This is a genomic window from Nonomuraea dietziae, assembly GCF_014195505.1.
Classification (GTDB): Bacteria; Actinomycetota; Actinomycetes; order Streptosporangiales; family Streptosporangiaceae; genus Nonomuraea; species Nonomuraea roseola.
Map to the genome: position 1 here is coordinate 5,578,100 of NZ_JACIBV010000001.1, position 18,816 is coordinate 5,596,915.

18 protein-coding genes are annotated in these 18,816 nt (G+C 70.0%); 7 read left to right on the top strand and 11 right to left on the bottom strand.

The features are described from left to right. Positions 1–3 precede the first annotated feature (3 nt). The 6 genes from FHR33_RS26685 to FHR33_RS26710 are packed head-to-tail and all read right to left on the bottom strand — an operon-like array spanning position 4 to position 6,886. Complete coding sequence (locus FHR33_RS26685) at positions 4–2,652, bottom strand: DUF5682 family protein (RefSeq protein ID WP_183653086.1); 2,649 nt, start codon at positions 2,650–2,652, stop codon at positions 4–6. Next, positions 2,649–3,758: an ATP-binding protein gene (locus FHR33_RS26690; protein WP_183653089.1), complete on the bottom strand. Its 1,110-nt coding sequence runs from the start codon at positions 3,756–3,758 to the stop codon at positions 2,649–2,651. Before FHR33_RS26690 ends, FHR33_RS26685 begins: the two co-directional genes overlap by 4 nt. Positions 3,759–3,767: 9 nt before the next feature. Continuing rightward, a complete protein-coding gene (locus FHR33_RS26695; protein WP_183653092.1) occupies positions 3,768–4,976 on the bottom strand; it encodes a VWA domain-containing protein in 1,209 nt (402 codons plus the stop codon). Then, positions 4,973–6,223, bottom strand: a complete 1,251-nt coding sequence (locus tag FHR33_RS26700) for a hypothetical protein (protein ID WP_246452090.1) — start codon at positions 6,221–6,223, stop codon at positions 4,973–4,975. Before FHR33_RS26700 ends, FHR33_RS26695 begins: the two co-directional genes overlap by 4 nt. 5 nt (positions 6,224–6,228) lie before the next feature. Then, positions 6,229–6,684: a hypothetical protein gene (locus tag FHR33_RS26705; RefSeq protein ID WP_183653099.1), complete on the bottom strand. Its 456-nt coding sequence runs from the start codon at positions 6,682–6,684 to the stop codon at positions 6,229–6,231. Between the two features lie 25 nt (positions 6,685–6,709). Then, a complete protein-coding gene (locus tag FHR33_RS26710; RefSeq protein ID WP_183653102.1) occupies positions 6,710–6,886 on the bottom strand; it encodes a hypothetical protein in 177 nt (58 codons plus the stop codon). A 41-nt stretch (positions 6,887–6,927) separates the two neighbouring features. Between FHR33_RS26710 and FHR33_RS26715 the strand changes: the two genes are divergently transcribed. Together FHR33_RS26715 and FHR33_RS26720 are read left to right on the top strand one after the other, a co-directional pair. Then, positions 6,928–7,332, top strand: a complete 405-nt coding sequence (locus FHR33_RS26715) for a DUF7144 family membrane protein (protein ID WP_183653105.1) — start codon at positions 6,928–6,930, stop codon at positions 7,330–7,332. A 52-nt stretch (positions 7,333–7,384) separates the two neighbouring features. Further along, complete coding sequence (locus FHR33_RS26720) at positions 7,385–8,773, top strand: sensor histidine kinase (protein ID WP_183653108.1); 1,389 nt, start codon at positions 7,385–7,387, stop codon at positions 8,771–8,773. A gap of 61 nt (positions 8,774–8,834) precedes the next feature. On the opposite strand, the gene FHR33_RS26725 is transcribed toward FHR33_RS26720, so the two are convergent. Next, positions 8,835–10,184, bottom strand: coding sequence for an MFS transporter (locus FHR33_RS26725; protein ID WP_183653111.1), 1,350 nt, complete (start codon positions 10,182–10,184; stop codon positions 8,835–8,837). A gap of 145 nt (positions 10,185–10,329) precedes the next feature. On the opposite strand from FHR33_RS26725, the gene FHR33_RS26730 reads away from it, so the two are divergent. From FHR33_RS26730 to FHR33_RS26740, 3 genes are read left to right on the top strand one after another with little or no spacing between them, the layout of a single operon-like run. Then, positions 10,330–11,175: a shikimate dehydrogenase gene (locus tag FHR33_RS26730; RefSeq protein WP_183653114.1), complete on the top strand. Its 846-nt coding sequence runs from the start codon at positions 10,330–10,332 to the stop codon at positions 11,173–11,175. A 9-nt stretch (positions 11,176–11,184) separates the two neighbouring features. Further along, on the top strand, positions 11,185–12,873 hold the full coding sequence (locus FHR33_RS26735; RefSeq protein WP_183653117.1) for a sugar phosphate isomerase/epimerase and 4-hydroxyphenylpyruvate domain-containing protein: 1,689 nt from the start codon (positions 11,185–11,187) through the stop codon (positions 12,871–12,873). Continuing rightward, a complete protein-coding gene (locus FHR33_RS26740; RefSeq protein ID WP_183653119.1) occupies positions 12,836–13,492 on the top strand; it encodes a TetR/AcrR family transcriptional regulator in 657 nt (218 codons plus the stop codon). Before FHR33_RS26735 ends, FHR33_RS26740 begins: the two co-directional genes overlap by 38 nt. Before the next feature lie 40 nt (positions 13,493–13,532). Here FHR33_RS26740 and FHR33_RS26745 read toward each other — a convergent pair whose 3' ends face one another. Further along, on the bottom strand, positions 13,533–14,114 hold the full coding sequence (locus tag FHR33_RS26745; RefSeq protein WP_183653121.1) for a TetR/AcrR family transcriptional regulator: 582 nt from the start codon (positions 14,112–14,114) through the stop codon (positions 13,533–13,535). Positions 14,115–14,209: 95 nt separating this feature from the next. Here FHR33_RS26745 and FHR33_RS26750 point away from each other — a divergent pair, with 95 nt between their 5' ends. Continuing rightward, positions 14,210–15,067 (top strand): NAD(P)-dependent oxidoreductase, encoded by an 858-nt coding sequence (locus FHR33_RS26750; RefSeq protein WP_183653123.1) that lies wholly within the window; start codon positions 14,210–14,212, stop codon positions 15,065–15,067. A 190-nt stretch (positions 15,068–15,257) separates the two neighbouring features. On the opposite strand, the gene FHR33_RS26755 is transcribed toward FHR33_RS26750, so the two are convergent. Both FHR33_RS26755 and FHR33_RS26760 read right to left on the bottom strand, forming a co-directional pair. After that, positions 15,258–15,953, bottom strand: a complete 696-nt coding sequence (locus FHR33_RS26755) for an alpha/beta fold hydrolase (RefSeq protein ID WP_183653125.1) — start codon at positions 15,951–15,953, stop codon at positions 15,258–15,260. Between the two features lie 45 nt (positions 15,954–15,998). Next, positions 15,999–16,613: an HNH endonuclease family protein gene (locus FHR33_RS26760; RefSeq protein WP_246452092.1), complete on the bottom strand. Its 615-nt coding sequence runs from the start codon at positions 16,611–16,613 to the stop codon at positions 15,999–16,001. Between the two features lie 186 nt (positions 16,614–16,799). On the opposite strand from FHR33_RS26760, the gene FHR33_RS26765 reads away from it, so the two are divergent. After that, positions 16,800–18,056: an epoxide hydrolase family protein gene (locus tag FHR33_RS26765; RefSeq protein ID WP_183653129.1), complete on the top strand. Its 1,257-nt coding sequence runs from the start codon at positions 16,800–16,802 to the stop codon at positions 18,054–18,056. 110 nt (positions 18,057–18,166) lie between these two features. Here the strand turns inward: FHR33_RS26765 and FHR33_RS26770 are convergent, their stop codons facing one another. After that, entirely contained in the window at positions 18,167–18,802 is a 636-nt protein-coding gene (locus tag FHR33_RS26770; RefSeq protein WP_183653132.1) for a class I SAM-dependent methyltransferase, read from the bottom strand. Positions 18,803–18,816: the final 14 nt, after the last annotated feature.

The following is an 18,816-nucleotide window of genomic DNA, read 5'->3' on the forward strand; positions in this document are numbered from 1 at the left end:
CCCCTAGATCAGGGCCGCGACGGCGCCGGCTGCTTCGGGATGCGCATTCAGCAGGGCGGCGACCTCGGCGTGCCCCGGGCCGCCGCTGCCGGTGTCACCGGTCTGCCACTCGCCCGAGCAGCCGAGCAGCGCCGCGACGGCGTCGGTCGGCGCGGGGTGGGCCGCGAGCAGGCCGGTGACGGGCCCCGCCACCACGGGAGCCCGGCCCCTGGTGCCCTTCGCGGACTGCGCCGACCACGGCGGCACCCACGCGTCGACGGCGGCCAGGCTCGCGGGATAGGTCAGGCCCGCCTCCCGCACCAGCACGGGCACCAGCTCGGGCGCCTCCCTGCGGAGCGTCGTGATCAGGTTCGGCAGCCACGGCAGCAGCACGTCGTCGGGCAGCCTGCCGAAGGCGCCCGACAGCACCTCCACGACGAAAGGCGTCAGCACGGGGGCGGGCTCGAGCGCCTGGACGAACCCGGTGATGTACAGCGGCACCGAGGGCACGACGAGCGGGTTGTTCAGCAGGTCGTCGCAGCGCGACCGCAGGTCCGCCATGGTCAGCAGCCCCAGCTGGAACTGCGCCGCCCACACCAGCGCCACCTTGGCGGGAGCCTCGGGGTGCGACTGCCGTACCGCGAGCTCGAGCTGGGCCCTGTCGCAGCCGAGCGAGATCGCCAGGCTCTCCATGGAGAACAGGAACCCGAGCATCGCGCCGACCTGGCGGACGCCGGTGTCCTCATCGACGAAGGCGCTCGGCAGCAGCGTGCAGTAGTGCGCGTAGCCCGCCGTGACGAACGCCTCGCACCAGCCGGGCAGCGCGCCGCCTGACGACCGGTAGTGCGCGAGCAGCCGTCTGATCCTGCGCAGCACCTCGGGCGCGTCGTCCACGGTCCGCTCGGCCGAGAGCAGCTCCACCGCCCGCGCCCCGAGCTCGTCGGTGAACCTGCGGCTGCCGAGGAACAGGATGGAGTCCTCCACCGCGCCCAGCACCACGGCGGCCGTGGCCTTCGGGTCCCACGCGGCGCGGCGCAGCCGCTGCTCCATGACCTGCTCGATGGTCACGCCCTCGTAGCCGAGCTCGATCAGCTCGCGCTGGTGCTTGCCGAGCCAGAGGTCCCAGCTCTCCTGGATCGACCGCTCGCCCAGCCTGCGCGAGCCCATGATGGGCTTCACCGCCCCTTCGGGCAGCAGGTAGCGCAGCATCCACAGCAGGTCGGAGCAGGGCGCCAGCTCCGGGTTGAGGTCGAGGTTCATCAGCGCCCTGGACAGGGTGCGCTTCTGCAGGTCGAGCCCGAGCGGCTCCAGGCGGTCGAGCACGTCGCGGGCCAGCGGCGGCAGCGAGTCGTAGCCGACCTGGCCGATCCTGTCGCCGCCCAGCATGATCTCGCACAGGCGGCGCACGTCGCGCCTGCCGGGCACGACGTCCTTCTCGATGCAGGTGACCGCGGCGTCCTGGAAGTCGTAGGGCGTGGGCCGCTTCCTGTTGCGCATGCCCGCCAGCAGGATGGAGGTCTCGTAGATCGCGATGGCGTCGGCCGTGCTGGCCAGGTAGCCGTTGCGCCTGGCCAGCCTGACGATGTCGACGCACCAGCCGAGCAGCTCGGCCTCGTCGAAGCCGTCGAGGGCGGGAGGCTGGGTCAGGAAGCCCGACAGCCTGTCGTCCCGCTCCAAGGGCGTGGGCGGCGGCAGGGCGCGGGCCTTGCTCTTGCTTCCCAGCTGGTACGGCGTGACGCCGCTGCGCTTGACCGCCTTGCTCCAGGTCGCCGAGGCGATCGAGACCGAGCCCGGCGCCAGGCCGAACTGCTCCTCGATCGCCGAGTGGCTGGAGGGGATGAGGCCGTAGAGCCAGCGGGTCGCCGTACGCGGGGTGATGTCGAGGTGCTCGCCCATCACGGGGCTGGCGGCGTGGAAGGCGCCGCAGACGTAGAGGCAGGTGTCGGGGTCCGCGCCGGTGGCGGCGAGGTGCTCGCGCATCCGCGTCCACATGTAGCGCTCGCGGTCCTCGTCCATCTCGTTGCCCTGGGGCCTCAGCCGCCTGAACAGGCTGCCGATCAGCACCATGACCTGTCGGTAGGTGTCATAGTCGGCGCCGACGAGGGGCTGCTCGACGTACTGGTCCCACCACTCCGACCAGTGCCGCACCTTGCCGTGGTGCAGCAGGTGCTCCTCCAGCTCGGCGAAGCGCGGGCGCAGGTCGCCGATCTCGACGCCCACGGCCTCGCCCCGCTCGCGCGGCTCCCACTGGAAGACGTGGTCGACCGAGCGGTCCACGAGCACGATCTCGACGCCGGGGGTGTCGAGGGCGTAGGCGATGGCCTGGTACTCCGCCGACGACTCGGTGATCGGCGCGATCACGCTCAGCGGCGCCCACTCGGGAGGGAAGCCCTCGATGTCGGTGGCGAAGGCCTGCAGCGCCACGGGAAGGCGGCAGTTGCGCAGCTCGTCGAGGACGGGCCGCAGGTCCTCGCACAGCTCCAGGTAGATGACCTTGGGCTGCTTCTCCCTCAGCCTGCGCGCCATCGCCAGCGCGGAGGCGGGCGAGTGGTGGCAGACGGGGAAGATCTCCAGCTCGGCCTTCAGCGCCTGCTCGACGTCGTCGACCAGGCCGGTGCCGAAGGCCGCGGCCGCGCCTGCGAGCTGCTCGCGCAGCGGGTCGAAAGGGCTCATGAGAGCGTGGCGATCGCCTGACGGCCGCCTTCGAGGAACTCCGGCCACTCGCCGCCGTCCTTCTTGCTGCGCGGCTCGACGACGCCGTGCCAGTACTTGTTGAGGATCGCCAGGTCCTCAGGGGTGCGCCTGGCCAGCGAGCCGACCAGCGAGCTCGCCAGCGTCGCCGCCCGCAGCGTGCTGTCGCCGAAGAACTGGCTGTGCAGGATCGCGTCCTCCAGCACGCCGATCTGCTCGGCCGTGGACAGCGCGGACTCCAGCTTCTGGTCGTCGCTGGTGGCCGAGGCGGCGCCGGCGCGCAGGTCGGCGAAGCTCTGCAGCAGGATGTCGAGCAGCGTGGGCGGCACGTCCAGGTCGATCTGGTGCCTGCGCAGCAGCTCGGTGGTGCGGAAGCGGACGATCTCCGCCTCGCTCTTCTTGTTGGTCACCACCGGGATGCGGACGAAGTTGAAGCGCCGCTTCAGCGCCGAGGACAGGTCGTTGACACCCCTGTCACGGCTGTTGGCGGTGGCGATGATGGAGAAGCCGGGCTGCGCGAAGACGATGTTGTCCTCGCCCTCTCCCAGCTCGGGGATGGAGACGTACTTCTCCGAGAGGATGGAGATGAGCGCGTCCTGCACGTCGCTGGTGGACCTGGTCAGCTCCTCGAAGCGGCCGATCACGCCCTTCTCCATCGCCGTCATGATCGGCGAGGGGATCATCGACTCGCGCGACTGGCCCTTGGCGATGACCATCGAGACGTTCCACGAGTACTTGATGTGGTCCTCGGTGGTGCCGGCCGTACCCTGCACGACCATGGTCGAGTTGCGGCAGATCGCGGCGGCGAGCAGCTCGGCCAGCCAGCTCTTGCCGGTGCCGGGGTCGCCGATGAGCAGCAGGCCGCGGTCGGAGGCGAGCGTGACGATGCTGCGCTCGACGAAGCTGCGGTCACCGAACCACTTCTGCGGGATCTCGCGGTCGAGTCCGTCCGAGCGCTCGGAGCCCAGCACGAAGATCCGCACCATGCGGGGGCTGAGCCGCCACGAGAACGGCTTGTGTCCTTGGTCGATCGACTCCAGGTAGTCGAGCTCTTCGGCGTACTTGGATTCAGCGGGGGCGCGCAGCACAGGGGTCTCCTAGGCGAGGAAGCTCTTGAGCTCGAGAACGAGTTTGCGGATGTGGCCCGAGATCACGGGCGTGCCCAGGTCCTTGAGCCGCTGCCTGAACCATGGGTCCACGCTCGCGTTACCCGAGCTGTTCACCGAGCCGACCGGGATGAACCTCACGCCCGAGCGATGCAGCGACTCGAAGTCGGTGATCAGCGAGCGGTTGTCGTAGAAGTCCGAGATCCACACCATGACGGTGTTCCGCGGATCGGTGATCTTGGGCCTGGCCAGGGCCATCGCGACGGTGCCGTCGGTGCCGCCGCCGAGTGTCGTGCGCAGCAGCACCTCGAACGGGTCGTGCACCCAGGGGGTGAGGTCGAGCGCCCTGGTGTCGTAGGCGACCAGGTGCACGTCGACCTTCGGCAGGCCGGCGAAGATCGAGGCGAGGATCGTGCAGTTGACCATCGCGTCGACCATCGAGCCCGACTGGTCGACGACCACGATCAGCTTGGCGGGCGTGGTCCTCTTCGCCGTCTGCCGGTAGAAGAGCTTGTCCACGTAGAGCCGCTCGTCCTCGGGGCTCCAGTTGGTGAGGTTCTTCCAGATCGTCCGCTCGAGGTCGAGGTTGCGGTAGACACGCTTAGGCGGCACCGACCTGTCGATCACGCCCGAGCTGGTCTTCTCGACCTGGGTGCGCAGCACCTGGGCGACCTCGTCGACGAACCTGCGGATCAGCGCCTTGGCGTTGGCCAGCGCGATGCCCGACAGGTTGGCCTTGTCGCGCAGCAGCTGCTCGATGAGCGACATGCTGGGGGTGAGCTGGCCCGCCAGCTGCGGATCGGCCAGGACCTCGCGCAGGTGCATGCGCTTGACCAGGTCGGCCTCGATCTCCTTGAGGCCGTGGCCCTCGCCCATCACCTGCTGGAAGCAGGCGGCGTCGCGTTTCCAGGTGGCCAGCTGGGTGGCGGTGACCGTGCCCGACCCTGTGTTGAAGACGTTGAGCAGAAGCTTGGAGACCACGGCGGCCCTGCGGACGGGGTCGGGGTCCTCCAGGTCGATCTCGGGGAAGCGTTGCAGCAGGTTGTCCATCGACACCGAGGGGTCGAGCAGCGCCGCGGGAAGGCCGATGTCCTCCACGATGGCCACGCTGGCCGCCTCGAGCGCGGGCTGCTCGTCGGGCTCGAACAGCCGCGCCATGAGGCGCCAGTAGAGGACCTGCCGCCGGTTCTCGTCGCTCATTTGCGCAGCAACCGCCCTGCTCGCTCCTTGAGCACCGTCACCGCTTCGCCCGCCTTGGCCGCCTTGGGGCTGAGCGCCAGCTCGGCGTTGTGCGGCTTCTTCTTGCCCTTCTGCACGGCGAGCGGCTGCAGTGTCCACTGCCCGCCGTCCCACCTCATCAGCCCGACGCACGCGGAGGCGCCCTTGAGCACGTCCTCGGTGATCGGGCCCGAGGGGGTCAGCCTGTCGAAGGCGTAGCCGCTCAGATCGCCTTCGACCAGCACGGGCTCGGCGATGCGCACGGGGTGGCGCTCCAGCGGGGGCACGGCGGGCGCCACGGCCCCCGCGAGCGCCACCCTCGCCGTCACGAACGGGTCGACGGGGTCCTTGAGCATGACGCGGTCCTCGTGCCAGACCAGGTCGCCTCCGCCCAGCAGCGGCAGGTCCCTGACCTCGACGGCCCGCTGCTCGGCCAGCGCCCTGACCAACTTCGGATATCCGCTCAGCAGCGGCCACACGGCCAGCCCGACGATGGTGTCGACCTTCGCGACGGTCACGCTGGTGCGCACCAGCCGCTCGTCCAGCACCCCGTGCACCTGCACCTGTACGGCGGTGCCGTGCTCCTGCACGTCCACGCCGAGGATCAGCAGCGTCCCCGACACCTCTTCGACGGCGGGCTCTGGCCAGCCGCCCTGCGACAGCAGCAGCGCCCTCGTCCACAGGTCCGCCCACCTGCGCCTGGGCAGCCGCTCCATCGTCGCGACGGGACACGACGCGCTCAGCTCGGCGGCCAGCCCGTCGAGCAGGACGGCCAGCCTGCGCATGCCGGGATCGGCGAGCAGCGCCTCGATCGGCTGCGCCGAGGCGGAGACCAGGTCGTGATCGACACCCTTCCACCCCGTGATGGCCAGTTCGGCCAGCCACGACCGGCAGCCCGCGCCCGCGGCCGAGCGGCCCTCTCCCGCGACGTACTCCGCTCTCCGCCTGCCCATGGCCGTGTCGAGCTGGGACAGCAGCGCGTCGTGCACCGCGCCGAGCAGCGCGGCCCGGCCACCGGCCAGCACCGTCAGGTGCTCCTCCGCGACCGATCCCGCGGCGATCTTCTCCGCGGCCTCGGCCGCCCGCTGCCCGAGCGGTGTGCTCGCCAGCGCGCCCGCCAGGTCTCTCAGCTGGTCTCCCGCGAGCCTCGCGAAGCCATGCGTCAGGGCCTCGTCGAACCCTGCCACGACCTCAAGGGCCTCTTCGACTCCCTCCGAGGGAGCGTCCATTCGCATCAACGGAACCAATGCATCTCGGGGATGGGCACGGTGGACTCAGGCAGCTCCAGGTAGGCCAGGTGCCGCAGGAAGCGGCTGAACACCATGGCCGCGGGCGCCGCTTCGGGCTGACCGCTGAGAAGGGCGCCCTCCTCGGCCCTGAGGTAGCGCGCGACCCTGTCGACGCCGTACTGCAGCACCGCCTCGTCACGCAGGGCGTGCAGGTGCTTGCACGCCGATCCCCTCAGTCCGCCGCACGGGCGGTTGTTGTTCGTGCTGCAGTTGATGGTGAGCGTCCCCGCGGTGATCGAGGAGACGTACACCCGCTCGATGTCGGAACCGCTCGACACGACACCCTGCAGCCGCCCGTCCGCCAGTTCGACGAAGGGCACTTTCGCCAGTTTGCGGGGCTGGACAGGCGCGACGACTCTCTCCGCGCTGGCCTGTTCCCACGCGGGTCTGTCCGCGTTCACGACCTCGACCTCCAGCCCTGACGGCTCATGGATGATCAGTGACCCGGTAATTTACCCCAAAGCCCAGCAGGGTCAATTCGCGGTGCTTTTCGGGTGTGCCGACCGTGGCGGTCACCGTCCCAAGGGTGAGCTCTTCGCCGCGCTCGGCCACGTCGCGGGCCTCGGGTCGCGGCGACTCCACGAGCGGGTCAAGGTATCCCATAGCCGCGTGATCACCGCATATCCGCTGGGCACAGGCACGATATGGCATACAACGCACGGGTCACCGGCTGGGTCGGATGGGTCTGGTTCGCCGGCATGATGATGATCATGGTCGGCATGTTCAACATCCTGACCGGGTCGCTGGCGATCGTCGGCGACGACCTCTACGTCACCGCCGCCGGTCGGCTGCTGGCCTTCGACATCACCGGCTGGGGATGGATCCATCTGATCCTCGGCATCCTGGCGGTGATCACGGGTGTCGCGCTGTCGGTGGGCCAGACCTGGGCGAGGGTGGTCGCCGCGGTCCTGGTGATGCTCAACGCGCTGACCCAGATGGCCTGGATCAACGTCAACCCGTGGTGGTCGCTCATCGTCATCGCCCTGGACATCTTCGTCCTCTACGCGATCATCGTGCACGGCCGGGAGGCGGCGGCGCTGAACGACTGACACGTCAGGGGGCAGCACAGCAGGCCCGTCACCAGCGGGGTCCGGAGGGCCGATGAGAGGCCAGGGAGCATCCTTCCGCCGCCTCCACGCGCGGCTCTTCCGCTCGGTGCGCGGCAGAGCCACGCTCGTCGCCCTGGGCGCCGCCGCCACCGTGCTCCTGGTGTGCGCGATCCTGGTCAGGACGCTCCTCCAGCTGTCCACGGAGGACGTCGCCTCCGCCAGGGCGGCCCACGCGGCGCTGCACGTCGCCTTCCAGATCACCGTGACGCCGGTGAACGACCCCATCCCTGTGCTGCCGGGCGAGAGCGACATGCTCCAGGTCGTCGCGGACGACGGCAGGGTGCTCGGCGCCACGCCCCCGCTGCGCGGCCTTCCGCCGATCTCCCGCGCCCGCCCCCTCGAAGCGGACAGCAGGGTCGACACCACCGAGTGCCCCTCCTCCCTGCCCACCTGCGTGCGCGTCGTCGGCATCGCGGTGGGCCAGAGCGCGTACGGCACGCCCGTCCTGGTCTACGGCGCCGTGCCCTTCCCCTCGGGCGTCAGCGGATGGCAGGGGAACGTCCTGCTCGCCGTCATAGCGATCGTCCTGCTGACGCTGATCGGCCTGGCCACGTGGACCACGATCGGCACCGCGCTGCGACCCGTGGAGGCCATCACGAGGGAGATGGCCGAGATCAGCGGCACGGCCGCGCTCCACAGGCGGGTGCCCGTCCCCGAGACCTCGGGCGAGATCCAGCGGCTCGCGGAGACCGTCAACCACACGCTCGGGCGTCTCCAGCGGGCCACCGAGCAGCAGCGGCGATTCGTCTCCGACGCCTCCCACGACCTGCGCAACCCCATCACGGGACTGCTGACGCGGCTGGAGGTCGCGCTCGACGATCCTCAGGACTCCGACTGGAAGTCCACGGTGCGGGCGGCACTGCGCGACACCCAGCGGCTGAGCGACATCGTGGCCGACCTGCTCGAGCTGGCCCGCCTCGACGCGGGCGCCCTCCAACCCGCCGAGCGCCTTGACCTGGCCGAACTGGTCGTCTCCGAGGTGGAGCTGCACCGTCGGCGCGTGCCCATCGTCACCCGCCTGGCGGCGGGGACGATCGTGGAGGCCAACAGGCTCCGCCTGGCGCGGGTGCTCGGCAACCTGCTGGCCAACGCCGAGCGGCACGCGCACTCCGTGATCGAGGTGAGCGTCTGGACGGACCACTCCCAGGGGCAGGCGGTACTGGAGGTCCACGACGATGGGGAGGGCATTCCCGTCGAGGCCAGGGAGCGGGTCTTCGACAGGTTCGCCAGGCTCGACAGCGCACGCCGTCTCGACACCGGCGGCACCGGGCTCGGCCTGCCGATCGCCCGTGAGATCGCCCGCTCGTACGGCGGATCGCTCGTCGTGGCCGACAGCGAACGCGGCGCCCGCCTGGTGTTGAGACTCCCGGCGCTTTCGTAGGACGGCTCAGCCGGCGAAGCGGTGACGCCGCACGAGCCCTGCGCGCCCTGCCCGCCGGAGGTCAGCGGGAGGGCGACGGCGCGGCCGATCCCCCGGCCAGACCGAGCTCCTCCGTCGGGATCCTGTAGGTCTCGCGCGCCGTGGCCACGGCGATCGCGCTGATGGCGCAGAGGATCGCGGTGAAGATCCCGACGCCGGTCCAGCCCTGCAGGCCGAGCCAGCCCTCAGGAGAGACGATCCCCGCCGCGGAGGCGACGGCGAAGCCCGCGATCGCGAAGCCGATCTGCGTGCCGATCGCCATGCCGGAGAGCCTGACCCTGGTGCTGAACATCTCGCCGTAGAGAGAGGGCCAGATGCCGTTGGAGGCGCTGTAGACGACGCCGAGCGTGAGGATCCCGACGAGGAAGATCAGCGGGTAGTTCTTGGAGTTGATCGCCGCGAGATAGGCGAAGATCATGATCGGACTGCCGACGGCGCCGACGAGGAAGACCGGCCTGCGGCCGATGCGGTCCGACAGCCTGGCCCACAGCGGGATGGCGACGAGGGCGACCGCGTTGGCGGCCACGCCCACCCAGAGCATGGTGGCCCTGTCGAGCCCGATCGCGTCGCTCGTGGCGTAGTTGAGCGCCCACACGGTGAAGATCGTGCTCACGGTGGCGATGAGGGCGGCGCCCACCACGCGCAGCACGCTGCTCCAGTGGTCGCGGAAGAGTACGGCCAGCGGCATCTTCGGGACCGTCCCCTTGGCGACCTCCTGCTCGAAGGCCGGCGTCTCCTCCAGCTTCCTGCGGATGATCCAGCCGGCGACGGCGACGGCGACGCTGAGCCAGAAGGGCACGCGCCATCCCCAGCTGAGCAGCTGCTCCTCGGGCAGGGCCGCCACGGGGATGAAGACGAAGGTCGCGAGGATCTGGCCGAACTGGGTGCCGTTCAGTGTGAAGCTGGTGAAGTAGCCGCGACGGTCGGCCGGTGCGTGTTCGAGCGTCATGGAGTTGGCGCTGGCCTGCTCACCGGCGGCGGACAGGCCCTGCAGGACGCGCAGGAGGACCAGCAGCACGGGCGCCAGGCCGCCGATCTGGTCCCGCGTGGGCAGGCAGCCGATGAGGAACGTCGAGACGCCCATGAGGACGAGCGTGAAGACCATGATTTTCTTGCGGCCGAACCTGTCGCCGACGTGGCCGAGGAAGAAGGCGCCCACGGGCCTGGCGGCGTAGGCGACGCCGAAGCTGGCCAGCGACTGCAGGGTGGCGGTGGTGGGGTCGGAGTCGTCGAAGAAGACCTTGGAGAAGATGAGGGCCGCCGCGCTGCCGTAGATGAAGAAGTCGTAGTACTCCAGAGCGCTGCCGATCCACGCGGCGACGGCCGCCTTGCGCGGCGTTCCCTGCTGGGCGCCCGGTGAACTGTCGGTCACGGTTGCTCCTTCGGTGAGGCGGTCCCCCCGCGACCAGTGTTTACGAACTAGATAGTTAATTAATGCTGCCGCAATGCTGCAGGTGACGCTCGTCACATGTCAAGACGCTCTAGATAAGTAACGTACTAGTCCGTACATTAACTGCATGACGTCGTACCTGACCGGGCTGATCGGCTCCGGCATCGGCCCCTCGCTCAGCCCGCCGCTGCACGAGCGAGAGGCCGCGCACCACGGCCTGAACTACGTCTACCGGCTGCTCGACACCGACGTCCTCGGGCAGGACATCGGTGAGCTGGTCCGCACCGCCAGGCGTTTCGGTTACGACGGGCTCAACATCACCCATCCGTGCAAGCAGGCCGTCATCCCCCATCTGGACGAGCTGTCGGAGGACGCCCGCATGCTGGGGGCCGTCAACACGGTGGTCTTCGACGGCGAGCGCGCCATCGGCCACAACACCGACTGGACGGGCTTCGCCGAGTCGTTCGCCAGGGGCCTGCCCGACGCGCCCACCAGGCGGGTCGTCCAACTCGGCGCGGGAGGCGCGGGGGCGGCCGTGGCGCACGCGCTGCTCACCATGGGAGCCGACACGCTCACCGTCGTCGACGCCGATCCGGCGAGGGCGACGGCCCTGGCAGCCGAGCTGGAGACCCGGTTCGGGACCGGGCGGGCGCGCCCCGCCGTCCAGGCCGACCTGGCCGAGCTGCTCGCCGGCGCGGACGGCCTGGCGCACGCCACCCCCACCGGCATGGCACGCCACCCTGGACTGCCGCTGCCCGCCTCCCTGCTGCGTCCGGGCCTGTGGGTCGCCGACATCGTCTACCGGCCGCTGGAGACCGAGCTGCTGCGGCAGGCCCGCGCCCTGGGCTGCAGAACGCTGGACGGCGGCGGCATGGTCGTCTTCCAGGCCGCGCACGCCTTCCGCCTGTTCACCGGCCGCGTTCCCGACACCGAGCGGATGCTCACCCACCTGACCGATCTGGTCGCCGACTGAGGAGGAGCCATGCGCAAGTCCATCGCCACCGTGTCGGTGAGCGGCACGCTGACGGAGAAGCTGGCCGCGATCGCCGCCGCCGGCTTCGACGGCGTGGAGCTCTTCGAGAACGACCTGCTGACCTGCCCGCTCCCGCCGGAGGAGGTACGGCTGCGCGCCGCCGACCTGGGCCTGTCGATCGAGCTCTATCAGCCCTTCCGCGACTTCGAGGCCATGCCGTCGCCCGACCTGCGCAGGGCCGAGCGCAAGTTCCGCGTGATGGAGCGGCTCGGCGCCGACACGCTGCTGGTCTGCTCCAACGTCTCGCCCCAGGCGGTCGACGACGACGAGCTGGCCGCCTCCCAGCTGCGGCTCCTGGCCGAAAGGGCCGCCGAGCACGGCATCAGGATCGCCTACGAGGCGCTGGCATGGGGGCGGCACGTCAACGAGTACCTGCACGCCTGGCGGATCGTACGGCTGGCCGACCACCCCAACCTGGGCACCTGCCTCGACAGCTTCCACATCCTGTCGCGCGGCTCCGACCCCATCGGCATCGAGGCCATCCCCGGGGAGAAGATCTTCTTCCTCCAACTCGCCGACGCCCCGCTGCTGGCGATGGACGTGCTCCAGTGGAGCCGCCACTACCGCTGCTTCCCCGGCCAGGGCACCTTCGACCTGGCGGGCCTGGTGGGCCACGCGCTGAAGGCCGGATACGAGGGGCCGCTGTCGCTCGAGGTGTTCAACGACCATTTCCGGCAGGCCGACGCCGGCCGTACCTCCCACGACGGCATGCGCTCGCTCATCGCCCTGGAGCAGGCCCTGCGCGGCGCCGACCACCCCGCCGAGCCCACCGGCTTCGCGTTCGCCGAGCTCGCGGGGCCCGTCGGCGGCGTGCTGACCGCGCTCGGCTTCACCAGGACCGGCGCGCACCCTGACGAACCGGTCGAGCTGTGGGAGCAGGGCGAGGCCCGCCTCCTGGTCGACACCACGGCGGCCGACCCCTCGCTGCTCGCCGTCGGCCTGGAGACACCCGACCAGGCCGCGGCGACCGAGCACGCCGCTTCGCTGCTGTCGCCGACGATGGAAGCTCCCGACGGCACGAGACACTCCTTCCCCGACGCGGCATGGCGCGACGGCTTCGCCCCTTCCCTCCCTGCCCCTGGCGACATCACCCACATCGACCACGTGGCGCTCACCCAGCCATGGCACCACTTCGACGGGGCCACCCTCTTCTACCGCACCGTGCTCGGCCTCCGCCCCCAGGAGAGCCTGGAACTGCCCGACCCCTACGGCCTGCTCCGCAGCAAGGCGATGTCGAGCGCCGACGGCAGGGTCCGGGTGGTGCTCAACCTCGCCCAGGTCGGGGCCGAGAGCATGCCGCTGCAACACGTCGCGCTGGCCACCGACGATCTCCTGGCCACCGCTTGCAGGCTCCGCGCCGAGCATCCGGAGCTGCTGCTGCCGATCCCCTGCAACTACTACGACGACCTCGACGCCGACCCCTCGCTGAGAGAGCTGGGAGTCCTCCACGACCGCGACGAGCACGGCGAGTTCCTGCACCTCTACACCGTCACCGTCGGACGCGTCTTCTTCGAGATCGTCCAGCGCATCGGTGGCTACAGGGGATACGGGGCGGTCAACGCCCCGGTCCGCCTCGCCGTACAACACCTAAGATGGGCCAATGACCTCGCAGCCCGCCACCAGGGAGCGTCAGCGTGACGCCGACAGAACCAGGGCGGAGATCCTCGAGGTCGCCCAGCACGAGTTCGCGCGCCACGGGTACGCGGGGGCGAGGGTCGACGAGATCGCCGCCCTCATGCGCACGACCAAGCGCATGATCTACTACTACTTCGGCAGCAAGGAACAGCTCTACATCGCGGTCCTGGAGAAGGCCTACGCCGAGGTGCGCGAGGTCGAGCGCACGCTCGACGTGGAGCACCTGGCGCCCGTCGAGGCGATCCGCACGCTGGCCGAGCTCACCTTCGACCACCACGACGCGCACCGCGAGTTCATCAAGCTCGTCGCCATCGAGAACATCCACCAGGCCGAGCACATCCGCAAGTCCGAGGCGCTGGGCAACCTCGGCACGCCGGTGCTCGACCTCATCGAGCGCATCCTCGACGCGGGCACCGCGAGCGGCGACTTCGTCACCGAGGCCGACGCCATCGACGTGCACATGATGATCAGCGCGTTCTGCTTCTTCCGCGTGGCCAACCAGCACACGTTCGGGGCGCTGTTCGGCCGCGACATGACCGCGCCCGAGCACCGCGACAGGCAGCGCGGCATGGTCGGCGAGATGATCGTCGGGTACCTGCGCGGTGGCGGCGCGAGATCCTGAGGCTTTGAGGCCCCGCTCGGTCCGCGGACGGACGCGAGCGTCACCGATAGGAGTCGATGAGCCTGGCGAGGTGCCTTCCCGCGATCTCCAGCGGCTCCTCGCTCTGTGAGACCTGCGCGGACATCTCCGCGCCCTCCAACGTGTTGATCACCGTGTGGGCCAGCTCGCGCGCGACGTCCTCGGTGAGGCCCGACCTGAGCAGCTTGTCGCGCACCAGAGCGCGCCAGTTCTCGTAGGCCTCCTCCGCGGCCCGCTGAATGTCCGGCTCGTGCCCCGCGCTCTCGAGTGCCGCCGTGGTGATGGGGCAGCCGTCGAGCCAGCCCGACTCGCGCAGGCCCGCCGCCAGTTCGCGGGTGCAGGCGATGACGGCCGCGCCCGGGTCGTCCACGCGGTCGAACCAGGCGGCAAGGGCCTCGGCGAACTCCTTGTCGCCGTGGCGGATCGCCTCGACCGCAAGCTCCCGCTTCCCGCCGGGGAAGAAGTGGTAGACCGAGCCGAGTGTCGCCTCGGCCTCGCGGGAGATCTCCTTGAGGCCCGTCGCCCCGTAGCCCTGCCGTTGCAGCAGCCGGGAGGTCGTGCGGACGATCCGCTCCCGCGTGCCGATCTCGTGCTTGGTCACCATGGCTCCAGCGTACTGGATAGAGCGTTCGTTCTAGCGGCGTGCTAGTGTCCTCGTTCTAGATAGAGCGTTCGTTCTAGCGCACTGAGGAGACAGCCATGAACTCCGTGACCGTGATCGGCCTCGGCCCCATGGGGCAGGCGATGGCGCACACCTACCTGGACAGCGGCTACGACGTGACCGTGTGGAACCGTACGGCCGCCAAGGCAGACGACCTGGTCGCCCGCGGCGCCAGGCTCGCGCCGAGCGTCGAGGCCGCGGTGACCGCCAACGACCTGGTGGTGCTGAGCCTGACCGACTACGACGCCGTGTACGCCATCCTGGAGCAGGCGCCCGCTGCCGCGTTCGCCGGCCGTACGGTGGCCAACCTCACCTCCGACACCCCCGACAAGGCCAGGAAGGCGGCGGCGTGGCTGGCCGAGCGGGGCGCCGTGCAGATCACCGGCGGGGTCCAGGTCCCCCCTCCCCTCATCGGCAAGGAGGGCGCCGAGACGTACTACAGCGGCCCCGAAGACGCGATCGAGACCCATCGCGCCGCCCTCGAGGTGCTGACGCGGATCGACCACCTGGGCGAGGACCCCGGCCTGGCGGCGCTGTTCTACCAGATCGGGATGGACATGTTCTGGACCGGCCTCGTGAGCTACCTGCACGCCCAGGCGGTGGCGGAGGCCAACGGCATCTCGGCCGAGCGCTTCCTGCCCAACGCCGTGAAGACCATGGACTTCAGGTACTTCCTGGAGTACTACGCCCCTCGCATCGCGGCGGGCAACCACGAGGGGGAGGTGGAGAGGGTGGCGATGGGCGTGGCCAGCATGGAGCACGTCCTGCACACCGTGGAGGCCTCGGGCGTGGACGGCTCCCTGCCCGCGACCGTCCTCGACCTCTTCCGCCGCGCCGCCGCCAAGGGACACGGCGAGGACAGCCTCACCCGCCTGATCGAGGTGCTCAAGCGATAGCGGCCGTCGGGCACGGCGACGGCGTGGCCGGCCCACGACTGTGACGACCGAGCTGACGTTGTCGCCGCGGGTGACCCGTCGCGGCCGCTCGCGCTGCTCGCGGGCTGCTCGCGCTGCCTGCGGGCGAGCCGCGGACCGGGTGCGGCGCCGCTCGGGCCGGACGAGCGGCCCTGGCACCCGGTCAGCAGACTCAGGCGAGGGCCTCCACGATCGCCGCACCGAGCTCCGCGGGCTTCGTGAACTGCGGCCAGTGCCCGGTCGGCAGATCAACGATCTTCGCGTCACGGACCTTGGCGAGCTCCGCCGTGTACGGGTGGCCGTTCGCCGTCAACTCGCGCACCGTCTCGGCCGGGTACTCACAGGTGATCACCGTGATCGGCACGTCGTAGCGGCGCGGGTCGCGCAGCACCTGCTTGTCGGTCGCGACCCCCACCGGCTGGGGGATCGACGTCGCCCTGAACCGCTCCCGCAGCTCGTCGTCGAGGTCGGTGAGGTCCTCGGCCCCGAACACCGACCAGTCGGGCAGCGGGATCTCGCCGTCCACCACGGGCAGCTCGTCGTTGATCACACTGCCGTCGCCGAGCGGCACAGAGTCGACGTAGACGACATGGGTGACCCGATCCGGCCGCGCGTCGACCGCGGCGTGCGCGATCGCCCCGCCGCCGCTGTGCCCGACCAGTACCACGGACCCATCGAGGTCGTCGATGGCCTTGACGACGGCGGCGACGTGATCGGCGAGGCCGACGCCCGTCCGATCGTCGTCGACCGAGGCGAGCCCCGGCAGCGTCAGCGCGTGCACCCGGTGCCCCGCGGCCTCGAGCGCGGGTACGACGCCGTCCCACGAGGAGGCGTTCAACCAGAATCCGGCAATCAGAATGACATCCATGCGCCGACCCTACTCATCCCCACCGACAACGGAGGCTGCCCCCTGTCAGCCTCGGCAGGTCCTGAGCATGTTGAGCAGCGCCACCTTCTCCCTGCGGGTCACGAAGAGCCGGTAGTGGTGCTTCACGGTGATCCATGAGGTGGCGTAGCGGCACCAGTAGGCGCGCCGCTGCGGACGCCAGCTCTGCGGTCCCTGGCCGCTCTTGGCGATGTTGGCGGAGTGGCTGACCACGATCAGCTCGGGGCGGGTGAGGTCGTTGGCGAAGGCGCGCCGCCGTGCCTGACTCCATCTGCTCGCGCCGGAGCGCCAGGCGTACGCCAGCGGCACGACATGATCGACGTCGACCTGCTTCTCGCTTTTCAGCCACTTACCGTCATACGGGCTGTACCAGCGGCCCTTGACCGGGTGGCAGGCCGCGTTCCTGCGCACGCCTCGCCCGTCGCGGGCCAGGACCACCTCCCGCGCGTCGCACCTGCCCTTGTGGTGCGCCCATCGCGGCTGGAACCGCCGGTGACTGTATCCACGGATCGACAGTGGCCTGGCGACTTTCACCTTGGCCAGCATGCGGCGGGCCAGCGCCCCCGCCTCGGCCTGTGACCGCTTGCGCGGCTCAGCCGCCGCCTCCTGGGTATCGGTGACCGCGGTGATCGGAACGACCAACAGAGTGAGTACAGCGACTGCGACCACCCGCCTCGAGAAGATCATGCCTCCACCCATATCAGTCACTCCCCGCCCGCGGCAGCGATATTCGCGCTCTGCTTACCCGGGGAAACCCTCCGTACGCCGCCACATCGCTGCCGACTACGCTGCGCCTTCACCAGATCTCGCAGGCTGGAGGAGACGACGATGAGCCACGAAGCCACCCCATCGACCGATTACCAGGCCCGGCCGTTCCCGTTGGAGCCCGAGCCGATCCACGTGCCCGACGACGTGCTCGCCGACCTCAGGCAGCGCCTGGAGTTGACCCGCCTGCCGGACGACGCGGGCAACGAGGACGGGTACTACGGCGTGAAGCGGGCCTATCTGCGCGAGCTCGTCGACTACTGGCGCACCGGCTACGACTGGCGCGGGGCCGAGGCCGCGATCAACGCCTACGAGCACTACCGCGTCGAGGTGGAGGGCGTGCCTGTGCACTTCATGCGCAGGCCGGGAGTCGGGCCCGACCCGACGCCGCTGATCCTCACGCACGGCTGGCCCTGGACGTTCTGGCACTGGTCCAAGGTCGTCGACCCGCTGGCCGACCCGGGCGCGTACGGCGGCGACCCTGCCGAGGCGTTCGACGTGATCGTCCCCTCGTTTCCCGGCTTCGGGTTCTCCACCCCGCTGCCGAACCACCCGGACATGAACTTCTGGAAGGTCGCCGACCTCTGGCACTCCCTCATGACCCGCACCCTCGGCCACGAGAAGTACGCCGCAGCGGGCTGCGACGTCGGAGCCCTGGTCACCGGCCAGCTCGGGCACAAGTACGCCGACGAACTCCACGGCATCCACATCGGCTCAGGCCAGAAACTCACCCTGTTCAACGGCGACAGGGCCTGGGACCTCAGCGGCGGTCGTCCCATCCCCGACGGCCTGCCCGCCGACGTCCACGCCAGGATCGTCGAGCTGGACAGGCGGTTCGCCGTCCATCTCGCCGCGCACGTGCTCGGCCCGAGCACGCTCGCCCACGGGCTGTCCGACTCACCCGCGGGGATGCTCGCCTGGATACTCGAGCGCTGGATGGCCTGGAGCGACAACGGCGGCGACGTCGAGACCGTCTTCACCAAGGACGACCTGCTCACCCACGCCATGATCTACTGGGTCACCAACACGATCGGCACCTCGATCCGCACCTACGCCAACAACAACCGCTACCCGTGGACCCCCTCCCACCACCGGCAGCCGGCCATCGAGGCGCCCACGGGCATCACCTTCGTAGGCTACGAGAACCCGCCCGGCGTCAGCACCGACCAGCGCGTCCAGAGCTTCCTCGCCAGTGACCGCGCCGCCTGGTACAACCACGTCAACCTCACGGCCCACGACCACGGCGGCCACTTCATCCCGTGGGAGATCCCCGGCGAATGGATCGACGACCTCCGCCGAACCTTCCGCGGCCGCCGCTAGTGCGGTGTCCGTCAACGTGCACCGGCTCGGGGTTCGGCGAGCGCCGAGGTTGACGACCCACACCGACCCGGCGAAGGTTCGTGGACACCGCACTGGCGAGACGGCGGGAATCAGCCCGTCCCGAAGCCACGGCGCAACGTCAGGGACTGGAAGCGGAGCGTGCCCGACCCCACGACATGGAAGTCCACGATCTCGAAGGACTCGCGCGCGAACTCCTGGATCTGCTCATCGCTTCTGAACGAGAAGAAGCGAGGAGGCCGGTGGTCGTCTCCCTCGAAAGGACCCTCCCCGCTCAGGACGCCGCCGCCGTACACACCGAGATAGAACAGCCCGCCGGGCTTCATCAGCGCGTGGACGGCGTCCAGCACCGCGGAGAGATCACGGTCGGGCACGTGCAGCAGACAGTTCATCGCGTACACCGCGTCGAACGACTCCTGCGCGAAGCCGAGGTGCAGGAAGTCCATGACATGGGCGTCGACGCCCTTCTTCCTGCACAGCACCACCATGGCGGGTGACAGGTCGACGGCGACGACGTCCAGGCCGGCGGCCTGGAAGTATGCGCTGTCCTGGCCGGCACCTGCGCCGATCTCCAGCAGCCGCCCATGGTCGCCGTCCCGCAGCCGGTTGAGGAAGGCCTCCCGCTCGGCGAGCTTCCACGGCGTCTTCGCCGTCCCGTCACGCCACTCGGCACGGCCGTCGTAGGCCGTACGGAGAGAGTCGATCACCTCGTCGTAGCGCACACCCATCCGGCCATGATGAG

Excerpts from the sequence above, each read along its gene's own strand:
- FHR33_RS26685 (WP_183653086.1), bottom strand. The coding sequence starts at position 2,652 with ATGAGCCCTTTCGACCCGCTGCGCGAGCAGCTCGCAGGCGCGGCCGCG.
- FHR33_RS26695 (WP_183653092.1), bottom strand. The coding sequence starts at position 4,976 with ATGAGCGACGAGAACCGGCGGCAGGTCCTCTACTGGCGCCTCATGGCG.
- FHR33_RS26700 (WP_246452090.1), bottom strand. The coding sequence starts at position 6,223 with ATGGACGCTCCCTCGGAGGGAGTCGAAGAGGCCCTTGAGGTCGTGGCA.
- FHR33_RS26710 (WP_183653102.1), bottom strand. The coding sequence starts at position 6,886 with ATGGGATACCTTGACCCGCTCGTGGAGTCGCCGCGACCCGAGGCCCGC.
- FHR33_RS26715 (WP_183653105.1), top strand. The coding sequence starts at position 6,928 with ATGGCATACAACGCACGGGTCACCGGCTGGGTCGGATGGGTCTGGTTC.
- FHR33_RS26720 (WP_183653108.1), top strand. The coding sequence starts at position 7,385 with ATGAGAGGCCAGGGAGCATCCTTCCGCCGCCTCCACGCGCGGCTCTTC.
- FHR33_RS26730 (WP_183653114.1), top strand. The coding sequence starts at position 10,330 with ATGACGTCGTACCTGACCGGGCTGATCGGCTCCGGCATCGGCCCCTCG.
- FHR33_RS26735 (WP_183653117.1), top strand. The coding sequence starts at position 11,185 with ATGCGCAAGTCCATCGCCACCGTGTCGGTGAGCGGCACGCTGACGGAG.
- FHR33_RS26740 (WP_183653119.1), top strand. The coding sequence starts at position 12,836 with ATGACCTCGCAGCCCGCCACCAGGGAGCGTCAGCGTGACGCCGACAGA.
- FHR33_RS26745 (WP_183653121.1), bottom strand. The coding sequence starts at position 14,114 with ATGGTGACCAAGCACGAGATCGGCACGCGGGAGCGGATCGTCCGCACG.
- FHR33_RS26750 (WP_183653123.1), top strand. The coding sequence starts at position 14,210 with ATGAACTCCGTGACCGTGATCGGCCTCGGCCCCATGGGGCAGGCGATG.
- FHR33_RS26755 (WP_183653125.1), bottom strand. The coding sequence starts at position 15,953 with ATGGATGTCATTCTGATTGCCGGATTCTGGTTGAACGCCTCCTCGTGG.
- FHR33_RS26765 (WP_183653129.1), top strand. The coding sequence starts at position 16,800 with ATGAGCCACGAAGCCACCCCATCGACCGATTACCAGGCCCGGCCGTTC.
- FHR33_RS26770 (WP_183653132.1), bottom strand. The coding sequence starts at position 18,802 with ATGGGTGTGCGCTACGACGAGGTGATCGACTCTCTCCGTACGGCCTAC.